At 66.1% G+C, this 13,685-nt stretch carries 11 protein-coding genes and 1 tRNA gene; 4 read left to right on the forward strand and 8 right to left on the reverse strand.

What is annotated here, in order from left to right:
* Positions 1-5: 5 nt before the first annotated feature.
* The 5 genes from WFK36_RS11000 to WFK36_RS11020 form a co-directional block, all read right to left on the reverse strand.
* Entirely contained in the window at positions 6-683 is a 678-nt protein-coding gene (locus WFK36_RS11000; protein WP_336791659.1) for a DUF8185 domain-containing protein, read from the reverse strand.
* 2 nt (positions 684-685) lie between these two features.
* Positions 686-1,168 carry an acyl-CoA thioesterase gene (locus WFK36_RS11005; RefSeq protein ID WP_008378335.1) on the reverse strand — a complete coding sequence of 161 codons (483 nt, stop codon included), beginning with the start codon at positions 1,166-1,168 and terminating at the stop codon, positions 686-688.
* A gap of 45 nt (positions 1,169-1,213) precedes the next feature.
* Positions 1,214-5,746, reverse strand: coding sequence for an NAD-glutamate dehydrogenase (locus WFK36_RS11010; RefSeq protein ID WP_336791662.1), 4,533 nt, complete (start codon positions 5,744-5,746; stop codon positions 1,214-1,216).
* 153 nt (positions 5,747-5,899) lie between these two features.
* Positions 5,900-7,576, reverse strand: coding sequence for an energy-dependent translational throttle protein EttA (gene ettA, locus WFK36_RS11015; protein ID WP_008378333.1), 1,677 nt, complete (start codon positions 7,574-7,576; stop codon positions 5,900-5,902).
* A gap of 152 nt (positions 7,577-7,728) precedes the next feature.
* Entirely contained in the window at positions 7,729-8,772 is a 1,044-nt protein-coding gene (locus WFK36_RS11020; RefSeq protein WP_336791665.1) for an ABC-2 transporter permease, read from the reverse strand.
* A 68-nt stretch (positions 8,773-8,840) separates the two neighbouring features.
* Between WFK36_RS11020 and WFK36_RS11025 the strand changes: the two genes are divergently transcribed.
* Entirely contained in the window at positions 8,841-9,287 is a 447-nt protein-coding gene (locus tag WFK36_RS11025) for a MarR family winged helix-turn-helix transcriptional regulator (protein WP_336791667.1), read from the forward strand.
* Between the two features lie 137 nt (positions 9,288-9,424).
* On the forward strand, positions 9,425-9,823 hold the full coding sequence (locus tag WFK36_RS11030; protein WP_040519792.1) for a PGPGW domain-containing protein: 399 nt from the start codon (positions 9,425-9,427) through the stop codon (positions 9,821-9,823).
* Between the two features lie 12 nt (positions 9,824-9,835).
* Here the strand turns inward: WFK36_RS11030 and WFK36_RS11035 are convergent, their stop codons facing one another.
* The gene (locus WFK36_RS11035; RefSeq protein WP_336791670.1) at positions 9,836-11,887 is read right to left on the reverse strand and encodes a bifunctional copper resistance protein CopD/cytochrome c oxidase assembly protein; all 2,052 of its coding nucleotides are present in this window, start codon (positions 11,885-11,887) and stop codon (positions 9,836-9,838) included.
* A 59-nt stretch (positions 11,888-11,946) separates the two neighbouring features.
* On the opposite strand from WFK36_RS11035, the gene WFK36_RS11040 reads away from it, so the two are divergent.
* Positions 11,947-12,019, forward strand: a tRNA-Arg gene (locus WFK36_RS11040).
* 253 nt (positions 12,020-12,272) lie between these two features.
* Here the strand turns inward: WFK36_RS11040 and WFK36_RS11045 are convergent.
* A complete protein-coding gene (locus tag WFK36_RS11045) occupies positions 12,273-12,458 on the reverse strand; it encodes a hypothetical protein (protein ID WP_336791672.1) in 186 nt (61 codons plus the stop codon).
* Between the two features lie 197 nt (positions 12,459-12,655).
* Between WFK36_RS11045 and WFK36_RS11050 the strand changes: the two genes are divergently transcribed.
* Positions 12,656-13,300, forward strand: coding sequence for a pentapeptide repeat-containing protein (locus WFK36_RS11050; RefSeq protein WP_336791673.1), 645 nt, complete (start codon positions 12,656-12,658; stop codon positions 13,298-13,300).
* A gap of 22 nt (positions 13,301-13,322) precedes the next feature.
* On the opposite strand, the gene WFK36_RS11055 is transcribed toward WFK36_RS11050, so the two are convergent.
* Positions 13,323-13,628 carry a GlsB/YeaQ/YmgE family stress response membrane protein gene (locus tag WFK36_RS11055; protein ID WP_336791674.1) on the reverse strand — a complete coding sequence of 102 codons (306 nt, stop codon included), beginning with the start codon at positions 13,626-13,628 and terminating at the stop codon, positions 13,323-13,325.
* Positions 13,629-13,685: the final 57 nt, after the last annotated feature.

The raw sequence follows: 13,685 nt of genomic DNA on the forward strand, positions 1-13,685 counted from the left end.
GAGTCCTAGGAGACGTTGAGATTCAGCGACGAGCGTCGTTGATAGACGGACCCGAAACGGGCGTCGATGCGAACCCACGCGCCTGATGCGCGGACACGGACCGGTTCGTCCGGCGCGATCGCGTCGAGCGGCGATTCGGAGGTGATCTCCCGGCCGACGGCATCGCGGACGAATCCCATCGCCGTCAGCGCGAACACCGCTCTCATCGTGACGTCGACACTCAGATCGCCCTCGACGACGGACAGGACCTTCTGGTCGAGCAGTGACGAGGCGGGCCCGAGCGCTCCCGACTCGTCGCGCGCCACCCCTGCTCCGCGACGAGCGAGGTCGATGACGTCACGCGCAGGGACATCGTCCACCTGGACGAAACCGTTGGCGCCGGGAAGTGCGCCCTGCCAGGCGATCGTCGGCGGCGCACCCACACCGATCACCGCGTCGCCCGCGGCAAGGGCCGACGACATGACGACGGCGTCGGCGATCACGTCGCCCGGCTCGACGGAGCCGAAGATCGATCGGGTCGCCAGAACGTCGAAGCCGGTGCGGACCCAGAGTCCCACACGGGAGTCGGGACGAGCGTGAATGCGCAGCACGCCCGAGTCGTCGACGCGTCGTGCACGAGATACGAATGCTGCGAGATCGGCCCGATCGGAGTCCCGGTGCGGTGCGACGCCGCGTGTGGACATCGTCACGACCGCTGGAAGGACGCGAGGTACGCCTTCTCCTCGGCCGTCATCCTCCGAGGACGCTGGGTGTCGATGTCGAACGACACGAGCTGGGTCGATGCGACGACGGCAGGCTTCGAGTCGAGGTCCGCTCCACGGGGCCGCACCTCGTACCCGACGGTGAAGTCCACCGCACGAAGTCGCTCGACATGCATGGTCACCGAGATCGGCGACTCGTCGTGCCTGATCTGTCCCTGGTACTTCACGTGCAGGTCGGCGACGAGGCAGCCCTTGCGCAGCAGCACGGTCGGTTTGTCGTCGTAGAACAGCCACGGGATGCGGGCCTCTTCGAGCAGCGTCACCATGCGCGCATGGTTGATGTGCTGGTAGACGTCCATGTCCGACCATCGGACTGGTACCGAGACGACGTACCCGGAGTCGGTGCGTCGTCCACCGTCGTCGAACAATCGACGTTCGGCATCGGTCACTGCAATCGGGTCGGTCATTCCGGCGGCCCCCTTCATCGTCGGCGGCCGTCGGACCAGCCGCTCCTACCCGATCACACTACGCAACGCCCGAACCGCAACCGACAGCGTGGCGATGTCCCAACTGTCGGCCGCCGTCAGCTCCTCGAGAGTCCCTCTCGCGCGCTGCAGAAGGGCCGTGCGCGCGGACGACCATTCGGAGATCTTCTGCTCCGATGTCTCGTCGGGTTCGCTCATCGCCAGAATCGATCCGGTGAGGCCGCGCAGCACGGCGAGCAGGTCGTCGTGCAACGCCACCCTGGCGAGCAGGTCCCACCGGTCACCGTGCGGCAACCCGTCGACCGCCGCGATCAGACGGTCGATCCCGAAGTGGTCGAGTACCGCGAACAACAGGTCGCCGACCTCGTCTGGATCACGGTCCTCGATCTCGGCGAGGTCGTGGACGTCGAGCAAGTGGACCCGGTACGGGACCTCGGCGACGACCCGAGCCAGCTCCGCGTCCACGCCCGCGGCGGTGTACTCGGAGGAGGTCGCCTCGACGGCGTCGGCGCTCGCGCGCCGCAGCCATTCCCCCAGCCTCGGGGCGAGCACCGACACGTCGTTGTACCGAGTGGCCTCGGCCGCGATGGCGAGCGGCTGCGGGCGGTGTGCCAGCAGCCACCGGGACGACGTCGCCAACAGACGCCTCACTCGAGAGGTCATCGCGTCGCCGGTCGCGGCCGGGATCCGCCTGCCGCGGATCGAGCCGATCAGCGCGCTGAGCCCGAACACGTCGTTGGACACGACGAAGCCGCGAGCGCCCTCACCGGTGTCGGCTCCGGTCGACTCGGCGATCGTCAACAGATGCGCGATGCCGCCGTCGTCGACGATCTGGTTCACCAGGCAGGTGGTGACGATCTCGCGACGAAGCCGGTGACCCGCGATCCCGTCGGCGAACCGGTCGCGGACAGGCTCCGGGAAGTACGCGGCGGCCATCGGAATGAACAGGTCGTTGTCCGGCAGGTTCGAGGCGAGCAGCCTGCCTTTGGTGAGCAGTTTGACGTGCGCCATCACCGTGGCCAGCTCGGGGCTGGTGAGGCCTCGACCGAGCTCACCCGCACGCCGCGCGCGGAGCTTGGTCGGCGTCGGCAACGCCTCCAGAGCCAGGTCGACGCCCGCCTCGGCCAGTTCGGTCAGGATTCGGGCGTGCAGTTCGACATCATCGACAGCCGTACCGCGCGCGACGCCGAGTTCGGCGTTCTGTGCGATGTTGTCGGCGAGGACGAGCGCGGCGACGTCGTCGGTCATCGACTCGAGGAAGCTCACACGATCGTCCGCGTCGAGAGCGCCCGAGGCGATCTGCGAGTCGAGCAGGACCTTGATGTTCACCTCGTGATCGGAGCAGTCGACGCCGGCGGAGTTGTCCAGTGCGTCACTGTTGATCCGAACTCCCGACAGGTCGGCCTCGATGCGTCCGTGTTCGGTGACGCCGAGGTTGCCGCCCTCGCCGACCACCTTCACACGAAGCTGCGAGCCGGTCACTCGGATCGGATCGTTGGCCTTGTCGCCGACTTCGGCGTCGGCTTCGTCCGACGCCTTGACATAGGTGCCGATACCGCCGTTGAACAGCAGATCGACGGGCGCCAGCAGCACACTGCGCAGCAGTTCCGGCGGAGACAGTTCGGTCACATCGTCGGCCAGGCCGAGCGCCGACCGCATCGCAGGGCTGATCGGGATCGACTTCACGTCGCGCGGCCACACGCCGCCGCCCGCGGAGATCAGCGAGGTGTTGTAGTCGGCCCACGACGATCGTGGCAGCCGGAACAGTCGTTCACGCTCGACGTACGACGACGCCGCGTCGGGGTTCGGGTCGACGAAGACGTGGCGGTGGTCGAATGCCGCGACCAGTCGCGTGTGCCGGGAGGCGAGCATGCCGTTGCCGAACACATCGCCGCTCATGTCGCCCACGCCGACTGCGGTGAAGTCTTGTGTCTGGACGTCGACGCCCATCTCCCAGAAGTGTCGCTTCACGCTCTCCCACGCACCGCGGGCGGTGATGCCCATCGCCTTGTGGTCGTATCCGACGGACCCGCCGGACGCGAATGCGTCACCGAGCCAGAAGTCGTAGTGTGCGGACACGCTGTTCGCGATGTCGGAGAACGACGCGGTGCCCTTGTCGGCCGCGACGACGAGGTAGGGATCGTCGCCGTCGCGCCGCACGACGCGCGGCGGGTGCAGGACCGCACCGGTCGCGGTGTCGAGATCGTCTGTGAGCTGCAGGAGTGACGCGATGAACGCCCGGTAGCACTCGATGCCCTCGTCGCGGGTAGCCGGTCCCCGTCGCACGACGAATCCGCCCTTGGCGCCGACCGGCACGATCACGGCGTTCTTCACCGCCTGCGCCTTCACCAGACCGAGGATCTCGGTGCGGAAGTCCTCCAACCGGTCGGACCAGCGCAGGCCTCCGCGCGAGACGTCACCGAACCGGAGATGCACGCCTTCGACGAGGGGCGAGTGCACGAAGATCTCGTACTTGGGGCGCGGCGCGGGCGCGTGCGCGAGATCACCGGTGCTGAGCTTCACTGCGATCGTCGGCCGGGTCCAGCCGTCGGCGTCGATGTAGAAGGTGGTGCGCAGGGTGGCCCGGACAGTCGCTGCGAGAGCTGACACCACCCGGTCGGCGTCGAGGCTGAGGATGCCTGCGATATGCCGGTCCAGGCGTTCGGACGCCTCGACGCGCCGCTGAACGTCTGCGGTGTCGGGGTCGAACGACGCCTCGAACAGGTCGACGAGGGCAGCCGTCGCGTCACGGTGCTCGCCCAGGACGGTCGCGATGTGCGCGAGGGTGTACCCGAATCCGCACTGGCCGAGGTAGCGGGCGTAGGTGCGGAGCATCGCGACCCACCGCGCCGACAGTCCTGCTCGAAGGACGAGTTCGCCGAGACCGTCGATGTCCGCCTCGCCGCGCCACATCCGGCGGAAGGCGTCCGCGACACGGTCGGGCAGATCAGGGGTGCGTTCCACGTCGACGCCGGGGGCTGGTTGGACGGTGAACTCGTAGATCCAGACTCGGGATCCGTCGGGTCGGTCGATGACGTGAGGATGTTCGTCGTCGACTGTGAGCCCGAGGCTCTGCAGCATCGGCAGCACATCGGTGAGCGCGGCCTGGCGATCGCAGAGGTACAGCGTGAAGGTCCAGGCGTCGGAGTCCGGGGTCTCGACGGCGACATGGAGATCACCGGACTCCAAACCCGCCGCGATCGGCAGGTCGGCGGCCGCATCGGCGGGGTCACGTTCGTCGCGATACCGCTCGGCGACGGTGCCGAGAAGTCGGAGCGACGCGTCGTCGGACACTCTGTCTCGGATGTGGTCGTCCCACGTCCGGACGGCGTCGGCCAGCTGCGCGCGGCACGATGCGCCCGCGGCGTCGGCGAGCGTGGTGGCCTCGCCGACGTGCATGAGCACTTGCAGCTGAGCCAGCGGCGAGTTCGAGATGCGGGTGGTGAAGTCGGTCTCGTCGCCGCCGTGCGCCCGTTTGATGATGTCGATGACACGTGTGCGGACAGCCGTCGAGTAGGCCTCGCGGGGCATGAAGACCAGCGCGGTCACGGTGTGCCCGTCGAGTCCTGCGCGAACCTGGAACCGCGGGGTGCGGCCTGCCTGCGCGTCGAGCAGTTCACCGATCCTCCCGGTGAGGTCGTCGGCGTCGCTCGCCATCAGTTCGACGAGTGGGAACGTCTGGAGGAGTTCGATGGCTGCGAGGCCGTCGTACGAGTCGTCGTCGAGCGCGAGGCCATCGAGGACCGTGCGCACCTTGGCTCGGACACCCGGGATGTCGCGGACCGACTGATAGAGCCCGGTGGAGGTGATCAGGCCGACGAACTGGTGCTCCACATCGCCGACAGCGGCGCGGACGAGAACGGGGAACGTGCTGCGGAGCACTCCGGTCGGGAGCCACACCCGGTCGACGGCGACGCCGACGGCGGCCGGTGACGGTCGTGGTGTGTCGGGGTCGCGCCATACGCCGAGTGCTTCCCCGGCTTCGGCGTCGAGGCCCGCCGCCCGGTATCCGAGTCCGACGAAGTTGGCGCGCGCGGCGAGCCATTCGAGCAGGCGGACGTCTTCGAGATCAGCGTCGGAGTCGGCGAGTGCCGCAATCACTTCTGCGATGCGTTCTCGCATCATGATCGTGTCGTCACGGACTGACGCCGCCCGAGACAGTGCCGCGGTCACCGCGCGGACGAGTGCGTCGAGGTCGGCGTCAGGCGCTGAGGCGATCGCGACGTTGATCCACGATTCGGCGACGTCGCCGCCGGACGCCGCGAGACGCCCCTCTGTGTCGCGGGTGACGGTGAGCGCCGGGTGGTCGATTCGGATCACGGAGTGCCCGGCGGCTCCCACCACGGTGAGGATCGATTCGACGAGCAGAGGCACGTCGTCGACCACCACCTGCAGTTCGATCGTCCCGCCTGCGATACGGGTCGCGGCGACTCGGGCCTGTCCCGGCGGTCTGACCGCACCGACCGCCCGGTGCCGATCGAACTGACTGTCGACCTGGGCCTTCGCCAGGTCATGGACGTCCGCGCCATAGCGCTCCGCCAAGTCGGCCACTTCCTCCACGCCCTTCCTCTCGTGCTGCGACGAGCCTACGGGCGCAACCGTGTTACCCGCAGGTATCAGGCGGAATGGTCTGCGAGTCCGACGCACCGACCCCGCAGACGACACGAGCCGGTCCGGAACTTCACGTTCCGAACCGGCTCGTCGACGGTGTTGTCAGTCGCGCGTCAGCTTGCGGTGAGTCACCCGGTGCGGGCGTGCCGCGTCGGCGCCCAGACGCTCCACCTTGTTCGCCTCGTAAGCCTCGAAGTTGCCCTCGAACCAGAACCACTGGCCTTCGTTGACGTTGCCCTCCCACGCCAGGATGTGGGTACAGGTCCGGTCGAGGAACCAGCGGTCGTGCGAGATCACGACGGCGCAGCCGGGGAACTGCTGGAGAGCGTTCTCCAGCGAGCTCAGGGTCTCGACGTCGAGGTCGTTGGTCGGCTCATCGAGCAGGATCAGGTTTCCGCCCTCTTTGAGCGTCAGTGCGAGGTTGAGGCGGTTGCGCTCACCACCGGACAGCACCTCGGACGGCTTCTGCTGATCCGGGCCCTTGAAGCCGAAAGCGCTGACGTACGCACGCGACGGCATCTCGTTCTGGCCGACCTCGATGAAGTCCAGCCCGTCGGAGACGACCTCCCACACCGACTTCTTCGGGTCGATGTTCGCGCGGTTCTGGTCGACGTAGCTCAGCTTGACGGTCTCGCCGACCTTCACGCTGCCCGAGTCGGGCTCCTCCAGGCCGACGATGGTCTTGAACAGGGTCGTCTTGCCGACACCGTTGGGACCGATGACGCCGACGATGCCGTTGCGCGGCAGCGTGAACGACAGGTCCTTGATGAGGACGCGGCCGTCGAAGCCCTTGTCGAGGTTGTCGACCTCGACGACGACGTTGCCCAGACGAGGCGGCGTCGGGATCTGGATCTCCTCGAAGTCGAGCTTGCGGTGCTTCTCGGCCTCGGCCGCCATCTCCTCGTAGCGGGCCAGACGGGCCTTGTTCTTGGTCTGGCGTGCCTTGGCACCCGACCGGACCCACTCGAGCTCCTCCTTGAGGCGCTTCTGCAGCTTCTGATCCTTCTTGCCCTGGACTTCGAGCCGCTCGGCCTTCTTCTCGAGGTACGTCGAGTAGTTGCCCTCGTACGGGTGCAGCTTGCCGCGGTCGACCTCACAGATCCACTGCGCGACGTGATCGAGGAAGTAGCGGTCGTGCGTGACGGCCAGGACGGCGCCCGCGTAGCTCGCGAGGAACTGCTCCAGCCACAGGACCGACTCTGCGTCCAGGTGGTTGGTCGGCTCGTCCAGGAGCAGCAGGTCGGGCTTGCTCAGCAGCAGCTTGCACAGCGCCACGCGGCGGCGCTCACCGCCGGACAGATGAGTGACGGGCTGGTCTCCGGGCGGACAGCGCAGAGCGTCCATCGCCTGCTCGAGCTGCGAGTCGACGTCCCACGCGTCGGCGTGGTCGAGGTACTCCTGCAACTTGCCCATCTCCTCCATGAGCTCGTCGGAGTAGTCGGTCGCCATGAGCTCGGCGATCTCGTTGAAGCGGTCGAGCTTGACCTTGACCTCGCCGAGGCCCTCCTCGACGTTCTCCTTGACGGTCTTCTCCTCGTTGAGCGCCGGCTCCTGCATGAGGATGCCGACAGTCGCCTCCGGGTCGAGGAACGCCTCGCCGTTCGACGGCTGGTCGAGTCCGGCCATGATCTTGAGGATCGACGACTTGCCCGCGCCGTTCGGTCCGACGACGCCGATCTTGGCGCCCGGGTAGAAGCTCATGGTGACGTTGTCGAGGATCACCTTGTCGCCGTGCGCCTTGCGCACCTGCTTCATCGTGTAAATGAATTCACCGGCCACCGGTTTCGACTCCTAGCATCAGGGTTACTGCGATTGCGGACATGCTCACGACACTTCGGCTGTCACAACAGGCCGGAAGAGTGGGCATGGTTCATCGGCCATCCTATCGGTCGTCACAGTGGCGTGATCAGCATGGGCGACACAGCAGCAGGTCAGGCGACGAACTCCTCCTCGAGTTCGGAGAGCTGGGCCGGTGACGGCTGCTCCGCCTTCACGGTGACAGCGTGACGACGTCGCTCCACGACGGTCGCCACCGCGACGAGAACCAACGCCGCGACAAGCCAGCCCGCCAGCTTGCCGAGCTCTCCAGCGATGCTCAGGTTCGGGAAGTAGGCGAGGTTCCGCGCCGCCTCGTTGAATCCCGCGCCGATCCAGAAGTTGTGCAGGACGCCGAAGAAGGCCGGTTGAAGAGCCGGCGCGAACACACCGCCACTTGTCGTGAAGTTGAGTCCGACGAAGATCGTGACCATGGCGAAGGTCGTGAACCGCCCGATCAGCGGATGCAGGCCGATCGCGAACAGCATCGTCGCGAGGGCGTACGGCACCGCGAGTCCGAACACACCCCAGCCCGACCCCGGAAGCGCGTCGAACACCGAGGCGACCGCGATGACGGCGGCCGGGACTGCGATGGCCGCCGACGCAGCGAACGCCAGGCGGACGCCCACCGATCGGCCGCCACCTGCGACGGCGATCGCGATGCCGGTTCCGTAAGAGCCGACAGTGAGAGCGACAAGAAGGAAGAACAGGCTCTGGCCGGACGGGTCGGTGGCCGGATCCGCGGGCACGACGTCGGTGATGACGAGTCGGGTCTGCGTGTGGGCACTGACCGAGGAGAAGATGCGCTCGGCGACCATCGCCGTCGGATCACTCGCAGCCGTGGAGACGAGAACTTCGTTGTAGTCGGCGCCGGGCACGAACGCCGCGACGATCTCTCGATTCTCGATGGCGGCGCGGGCCTCCCCGACGGTCGCGACGTAGTCCAGATCGACGGTGTCGCCGAGTTTCGCCGACAACGCCTCCCCCACCGGCTGCGTGACTGCGGGCTGCCCGACGACATCGACACGCAGTCCATGCGGATCCGGTTTATGGAAGCCGCCCAGGTAGCAGAGCGCCATGACGATGCCGATGAGAACAGGGACAAGAACGTGGGAGGCGATCGTCTTGACGGGCAGTGCCGGTGCCGGGCTGGCTGACATGAAGCGTTCGACCTTTCATTTCAGTGAAGTTGTAATATGCAACTTTGACTTAGTTGTAATATACAACCATGAATGAGGCCGGGCAAGAGAGCGTCGTCACCGTCGAGCGCGAACTGACAGCGCTCTCCCGCCGACTCCGAAACGGCGCGCGCGGCATCTACGCCGCAAACGGGCTGACTTTCACCGAGTACTCGCTCCTGCGCATGGTCGACGATCGACCCGGAATGAACGCCGCCGAACTGGCGAGCACTGCAATGATCGACAAGTCGACGGCGAGCAGACAGCTCGGCGCACTCCGCGATCGCGGTCTACTGGCGCGCGCGGCGGACGGTCGCAGCGCCCGAGGTCAGCGACTAGAACTGACTGACCTCGCACGAACAACCCTCAGCGACATCGCATCTGCCAGCGAAGCTGCGATCAGCGCCCGGCTGACGGACTGGCCCGCCGACGATGTGGCGACGTTCGCCGCGCTCCTGCACAGGTACAACTCGTCCTCAACTCAGGGAAATCCCTGAACGATGTTTGCGTGCCAACCCTGATTTATTCCCATGACGTGTGTCACACTGGGAACCGTCGCGCAAAGGCGGGTCGTTCACCCTGCAGGCCCGACGGACACACCGACGACACGGCGGACGAGGAGAGGGACGGCGATTTGAGTACGCGCCTGCGAATCAAGATCTGGCACCGGAAGCAGCGATACGCGATCCGGCGTCACCGTTCTCTTGATCGCATGTACCGCGTCGGCGTCGCCGTCGTCGGAAGCCTGCTCATCCTGGCCGGCCTCGTCATGATCCCGTTGCCGATCCCGGGTCCCGGCTGGGGATCGTTCTTCCTCGGACTCGGCGTGCTGTCGACCGAGTTCGAGTGGGCACACCGCGTGACGTCGTTCATCGTCGCGTCGCTCCGACGCGCAGGCACAATCGCGCAGCACACTTGGCAGCGGATCGACGCAGCCGTTCACCGTCGCGTCGAGCGGATCACCGGCGCGCGCCTCGTCCAGACCTGGCTCGAGCACCAGCGGTCGCTCCAGGTGCCCTACGCGTTCGCCTAACGCTGCTCTGAGCTAGTCTCTCGCGTCCTTCATCTCACGCAGCATCTTGTTGTACGCCTCCAACTCGGCGTCTTCGTCGCGCTCCTCGCGGCGGTCGAATCGCCGGGCGACCTTGTCGTCCTGACGCCGCCACTGGATCAGCAGCGCCAACATGACCAACACGAGCGGGAACTCGCCGGTGGCCCACGCGATACCGCCGCCCACCTTCTGGTCTGCGGCGAGATCCAGCGCGAACGGCAGTTGCAGCCCCTTGTAGTACTGCTCGGCGATGATCCCGGTGGTCATCATCAATGCGACGCCGAAGAAGGCGTGGAACGGCAGTGCGCCGAGCACGATGCCGAGCTTCCCGACGTGACTGAGCTGCCGCGGCGCGGGATCGATGCCGATGACGATCCAATAGAACAGGTACCCGCTCAGCAGGAAGTGCAGATTCATCAGCAGGTGCGCCGAGTGGTTCTCGACGACGGCGTCGAACAGCCCGCCGAGGTAGAGGACGTAGAAGCTGCCGACGAACACCGTGACCGCGATGAGCGGGTGCGTGATGATCCGGGAGTACTTGCTGTGTAGCCCCGCGAGGATCCACTCACGGGGACCATCCGGGTTGCCGCGTCCCGCGGGCGGGATCGCGCGCAGGGCCAATGTCACCGGACCACCCAGGACCATCAGCACCGGCACCAGCATCGACAGCATCATGTGGCTCATCATGTGACTGCTGAACAACGCGGGCGAATACCGTCCCATCCCCGACGACGTCGCGATGAGCAGGCCGAGGCAGCCTGCGATCCAGGCGATGGTCCTACCGATCGGCCAGGCGTCGCCTCGCTTGCGCAGGCGGTAGACACCGCGGAGATAGACGACCGCCGCGATGATCGCCGCGGTGCCGAAGATCAGGTCGAAGCGCCAGTCGAATGCCAGTCGCGCAAGCGTCGGAGCTCCGTCGACGTTGTAGCCGATCTTGAGTTCCATCGGTGTCACGTCGGCCGTCGACAGAACTGGAGGCGGCGTCCGTGACAGCCCCGCGCCGAATCCGAACGCCACTGCGAAAACGAGGGCTTCCACCGCGGCGAAGCGCACGAACAGCGACTTCCGAGGTTCGTCGGTCTCTTCCAACTCCCGCAACGTGACGGCCCGGTGCAGTCCACCGATGACGCCTGCCAGTACAAACGCGGCGAGCTTGCCGAGGACGATGAGTCCGTACGTGGTGGTGAACAGTTCGCCGATCGGCATGCGGACCAGCGCGTTGATGACGCCGCTGATGCCGACCGCGAAGAGGCACCAGAAGGCCACCCGCGAGTACCGGCGCAGCGCCAGAGTCCGCCATCGGCCGTCACCGAACGCGTACGCGAGGACCGCGAGCAGACCGCCGAGCCACGCCGCCGCCGCAACGATGTGGATGATCAGGCTGTTGGTCGCGATGTCGTGCGAACCGCCCGACGACGAGTGCCCGGCCAACGCCGACGGCATCAGGGACAGGAATGCCAACGCAAGAACGACGAACGTCCACCCCCACGCGAGTGCAAGGCGCGCGACGATGGCGGCTGCGATCGCGAAGATCGCCGTCCACAGCCAGTACCGCGCTTCGGCCACCTGACCGTAGGCGTTCATGAGATTGTCGGGCTTGAGGGTCTCCCCCAACGAGTGCCCGCTCTGATTCGAGATCGTCAGCGGAACCAGCATGAGACCACAGACGGCCCAGCTCAGCATCGCTGCATACGCCCATCGGATCGCGCGGAAGCCGCCTGCGTCCAAGATTCCCGACTGCTGGGGCGGAACGAAGAACGCTGCGAACATCGCGCACCCGAAACCGATCGCCGCACTGATCTGGCCCACCACGGTGACCACCGGGATTCCGTAGGTCGTGAGGTTCCCCGCGTCGGGAAGTCCGGTCAGCTTCAGCGCCGTCGCCGCCGAAGCAGCGGTCACAAGGACACCCGCCACGGAGCCGAGCACCATCATCACCGCGATCAGGATCCGCCGGATTCCGGAGGGGTCCTTCAGCCGATCGTGGTCGATCGTCGCGCCGTCGCTCTTGTCTGTACCGCTCGCAGGCGACGTCGTTGTCATGAGTCCATCGTAGGACCCGATATACTCAACCCTCGCCGCCACCTAGTGTGACGGTCGACGCCTCCGTAGCTCAGGGGATAGAGCAGCGGCCTTCTAATCCGCCGGTCATAGGTTCGAATCCTATCGGGGGCACCCATGCAGTCGTATCGCGCGAGTGGTACCGCTGACGGTCATCGAGCCGTCATAGACGGTCCGCCGTCATGAGACTGAGACGTACCACTCCCGCGACCTGCCCACTGTGAACTGCGTTTAAGGTTCCCCATAACAGCGGCGGAAGCTCTTCTTTCCCTGATTTCTCACGAAATCGGGGAACCTTACGCGCCTATCGTCTGGCATGGGCGGCCGCGGCACTCCGTGCGCCCAGGGTTGGCGGTGCGAGCACCGGTCACTCTGAATTCGAGACCTCTGGCTCTCGGCCGATGGACTGAATCGCCGCCACGACTGCCGCTACCAACAGCACGATGAGAATCCGGTCGCCGGTGCCTTCTCCGCTCCCCGTCACGACCGCGACCACGCCTGCGATCGCGATGAGCGTCCAGGAGAATGCGGTCAAGCCGTCAGATCTTGTCATTGTTCCCCCTTGTAGTTCTCACCTGCCTACAGCAGGCCCCCGCTGATCACTCTTGCACGACAACCCGCTGGACCTGATCGAACACGCCGATCCCCACAGCGTCCGGCGACACTCAGCCGGCAGGCTTCAGCGCGATCGGACGCCCGCCGACGTCGGTAGGATCGATCACCAGTACGAAAACTACGAAAGGTCGGAACGTGCCGCGTGCACCTCGCTTGGAACGTCTGGTCCTCCCAGAACTCGAAACGGGAGATGCGACCGACATCGCGCCGCACTCCGACGTCGAGTTGGCCATGTTCGACAACGTCGACCTCGCAGGCGAATCCGCCGTGGGCGCATCTCTCGTCGAGTGCGAGATCGCGGCGTCGAATCTCGACGACACCGACTTCACCGGAGCCCGGTTCGCAGACTCACGACTGACGAGGATCACCGTTCCCCGATTCACCCTCGCCCGAGCATTTCTCCGCAACGTTCACCTCGCCGACAGCCGGATCGGCGCGCTCGACCTCTTCGACGGCAAGGTCCGCTCGATGGTCGTCGAGAACTGCAAGATCGAGCTGGTCAACCTGCGTGGCTGCGACGTGCGCGACGTCGAGTTCCGCGGCTGCATCATCGGCGAACTCGACTTCGGCGGCGCGACGGTGGCTCGCGTGTCGTTCACCGACTGCCGCGTCGAGACACTCGACGTACATCAAGCTGAACTGTCCGACGTCGACCTGCGCGGCTTGACCATCGGCAACGTGCATCACCTGGACGGCCTACGCGGGTCCACGATGGACACCGACCAGGCCGTCGGCCTCGTCAATCACTTCGCCGCGCACCTCGGTGTGACTCTGGACTGAGCGCTGCGATCGGCGCGGCCGGTCAGCGGCGCGACTTCTGGAGCTTCTCCATCACCCAGAGCAGGATCACCGAGCCGAGGACCGCGGTGAACAGCGTGAACCACCAGCCGCCGGATTCAGTGTCGAACCAGAAGCTGAGCAGGAAGCCGCCGACCAGGGCGCCGATGATGCCGATCACGATGTTCGCGAAGAATCCCGAACCGCTGCCGTGAACGATCTTCCCGGCGATGAAGCCGGCGATCGCACCGATCACGATGTAGCCGATCCAGCCCACATTCGTCAGTGTTGTCGAACGAGCCAGAATCTCTGATGCTGCAAGAACGTCCATGTCCATGACCTCCGATAGTGGTTGAGTCCCAACGCTATCGGCTGACACGCGAGTTCG

Origin of the sequence: Gordonia malaquae, from assembly GCF_037148075.1 — a bacterium.
Taxonomy (GTDB): Bacteria; Actinomycetota; Actinomycetes; order Mycobacteriales; family Mycobacteriaceae; genus Gordonia; species Gordonia malaquae.